This is a genomic window from Arenibacter aquaticus (genome assembly GCF_003957295.1).
Lineage (GTDB): Bacteria > Bacteroidota > Bacteroidia > Flavobacteriales > Flavobacteriaceae > Arenibacter > Arenibacter aquaticus.
In genome coordinates, this window is record NZ_RQPJ01000014.1 from 1 (window position 1) to 1,706 (window position 1,706).

The 1,706-nt window shown below is 51.8% G+C and carries 4 protein-coding genes; all 4 read left to right on the forward strand.

Going from position 1 to position 1,706, the window contains the following annotated elements; all coding sequences use genetic code 11:
* On the forward strand, positions 1-684 hold a 684-nt coding region (locus EHW67_RS20865; protein WP_317126877.1), incomplete at its 5' end, for a hypothetical protein.
* A gap of 21 nt (positions 685-705) precedes the next feature.
* Positions 706-909 carry a hypothetical protein gene (locus tag EHW67_RS20740; RefSeq protein WP_238389931.1) on the forward strand — a complete coding sequence of 68 codons (204 nt, stop codon included), beginning with the start codon at positions 706-708 and terminating at the stop codon, positions 907-909.
* Between the two features lie 48 nt (positions 910-957).
* A complete protein-coding gene (locus tag EHW67_RS20745) occupies positions 958-1,224 on the forward strand; it encodes a hypothetical protein (RefSeq protein WP_238389932.1) in 267 nt (88 codons plus the stop codon).
* Between the two features lie 21 nt (positions 1,225-1,245).
* Positions 1,246-1,706 (forward strand): hypothetical protein (locus EHW67_RS20750; protein WP_238389934.1); only part of this gene is annotated, 461 nt, incomplete at its 3' end.

Genomic DNA, 1,706 nt, shown 5'->3' on the forward strand with positions numbered 1-1,706 from the left:
CTGGAGCCAAAGGTGACAAGGGTGACACTGGAGCTCAGGGAGTTCAGGGTGAGAAAGGTGACACTGGCGCTACTGGAGCTACTGGTGCGACCGGCGCTCAAGGAGAACAAGGTATTCAAGGAGAAACCGGTGCTACAGGTGCTACTGGAGCCACTGGTGAAAAAGGTGAAACTGGAGCTACTGGTGCTACTGGTGCTACAGGTGCAACCGGAGAAAAAGGTGATACCGGAGCTACTGGTGCTACTGGTGCTACAGGTGCAACCGGAGAAAAAGGTGATACCGGAGCTACTGGTGCCAAAGGAGATCAAGGTATCCAGGGTATCCAAGGCGAGAAAGGAGATACCGGAGCCCAAGGAGAACAAGGTATCCAAGGTGAAACCGGTGCAACAGGTGCAACCGGAGCCAAAGGAGATACAGGAGCTCAAGGTGATCAAGGAATTCAGGGTGAAAAAGGTGAAACCGGAGCTACTGGTGAGAAAGGTGAAACCGGAGCCACTGGAGCAACGGGTGCAACTGGAGAGAAAGGTGAGACCGGAGCTACTGGAGCAACTGGAGAAAAAGGTGAAACTGGAGCTCAAGGTGAGCAAGGAATCCAAGGTGACAAAGGAGATCAAGGTATCCAAGGTGAGAAAGGAGACAAAGGAGATACCGGTGCTCAGGGTGAGAAAGGGGATCAAGGATTAAAAGGAGACACTGGAGCTACTGGTGCACAAGGTATCCAAGGTGAGAAAGGTGATACTGGAGCCACTGGCGAGAAAGGCGAGAAAGGTGACACTGGCGCTCAAGGAATCCAGGGTGAAAAAGGTGATACTGGAGCTCAGGGAGAACAAGGTATTCAAGGAGAGACCGGAGCCCAAGGTATCCAAGGTGAGAAAGGTGATAAAGGTGATAAAGGAGATACTGGCGTAACAGGTGCAACCGGCGCTCAAGGAGAACAAGGATTAAAAGGAGACACTGGTGCGACCGGAGCCAAAGGCGACAAGGGAGACACAGGAGCCCAAGGTATCCAGGGTGAAAAAGGAGACACTGGAGCAACAGGAGATCAAGGTATCCAAGGTGAAAAAGGTGAAACCGGTGCTACTGGTGCTAAAGGTGAGAAAGGTGATACTGGAGCTACTGGTGCTAAAGGTGAAAAAGGTGATACTGGAGCTCAGGGAGAACAAGGTATTCAAGGTGAGACCGGAGCTACTGGTGCGACCGGCGCTCAAGGAGAACAAGGATTAAAAGGAGACACTGGAGCTACTGGTGCACAAGGTATCCAAGGTGAGAAAGGTGATAAAGGTGATACTGGTGCTACTGGTGAGAAAGGTGAGACTGGCGCAACAGGTGCAACCGGAGAAAAAGGTGAGACCGGAGCTACTGGTGCCAAAGGAGATCAAGGTATCCAGGGTATCCAAGGCGAGAAAGGAGATACCGGAGCTCAAGGAGAACAAGGTATCCAAGGTGAAAAAGGTGACAAGGGTGACACTGGAGCTCAAGGAGTTCAGGGTGAGAAAGGAGACAAAGGGGATACCGGAGCCAAAGGAGATCAAGGTATCCAAGGTGAGACCGGAGCTACTGGAGCAACCGGAGAGAAAGGTGATACTGGAGCTACTGGTGCTAAAGGAGATACAGGAGCCCAAGGTATCCAAGGAGAGACTGGAGCCACTGGAGAGAAAGGCGACAAAGGAGCAACTGGAGAAAAAGGAGACAAAGGAGATACAGGA